Source organism: Caballeronia terrestris (genome assembly GCF_001544515.1).
Classification (GTDB): Bacteria; Pseudomonadota; Gammaproteobacteria; order Burkholderiales; family Burkholderiaceae; genus Caballeronia; species Caballeronia terrestris.
Genome location: NZ_FCOL02000483.1, coordinates 1 through 1034, shown reverse-complemented (window position 1 = coordinate 1034; position 1034 = coordinate 1). Strand labels below are relative to the sequence as shown.

General features: G+C 59.6%; 1 protein-coding gene. It reads right to left on the bottom strand.

Annotated features, from left to right (window positions below; genetic code table 11):
• On the bottom strand, positions 1 to 1034 hold a 1034-nt coding region (gene prpC / locus AWB67_RS38440; RefSeq protein WP_087660909.1), incomplete at both ends, for a bifunctional 2-methylcitrate synthase/citrate synthase.

Here is a 1034-nt window from a genome sequence, read left to right as displayed (position 1 = left end):
TTCTCGGGACCGGTGTAATTCGCGCTCGGCCGGATGATCTTGTTGTCGATGCGCTGCTCGACGATGTGCGCGCTCCAGCCCGCGGTGCGCGAGATCACGAAAAGCGGCGTGAACATCGCGGTGGGCACGCCCATCATGTGATATGAAACCGCGCTGAACCAGTCGAGGTTCGGGAACATCTTCTTCGCGTCCCACATCACCGATTCGAGGCGCTCGGCGATATCGAAAAGCTTCATGTCGCCAGCTTCTTTCGACAGCTTCTTCGCAACTTCCTTGATTACCTTGTTACGCGGATCGGAGATCGTGTACACCGGATGGCCGAAGCCGATCACGACCTCCTTGTTCTCGACGCGTCGCTTGATGTCGGTTTCCGCTTCGTCGGCTGATTGGTAGCGCGACTGGATTTCGAACGCGACTTCGTTCGCGCCGCCGTGCTTCGGGCCGCGCAGGGCGCCGATCGCGCCGGTAATCGCTGAATAAACGTCGGAACCCGTACCGGCGATCACGCGGCCAGTGAACGTCGACGCGTTGAACTCATGCTCGGCGTAAAGGTTGAGCGACGTATGCATCGCCTCGACCCACGACTTCGACGGCTCCGCACCGTGCAGCAAGTGCAGGAAGTGCCCGCCGATCGAATCGTCGTCGGTTTCGACTTCGATGCGCTTTCCGTTATGCGAATAGTGATACCAGTAGAGCAGCATCGAGCCAAGCGAGGCCATCAGGCGGTCGGCGATATCTTTCGCGCCCGCGATGTTGTGGTCTTCTTTCTCCGGCAGCACCGTGCCCAGTACCGATACACCGGTGCGCATCACATCCATCGGATGCGCCGACGCGGGAATCCACTCGAGCGCCGCTTTCAGATTCGCAGGCAAGCCACGCAACGCCTTGAGCTTCGTCTTGTACGCCTTCAACTCGGCGACATTCGGCAACTTGCCATGCACGAGCAGATACGCGATCTCCTCGAACTCGCACGTACTCGCGACGTCGAGAATGTCGTACCCGCGATAGTGCAAGTCGTTACCCGTCTTGCCGAC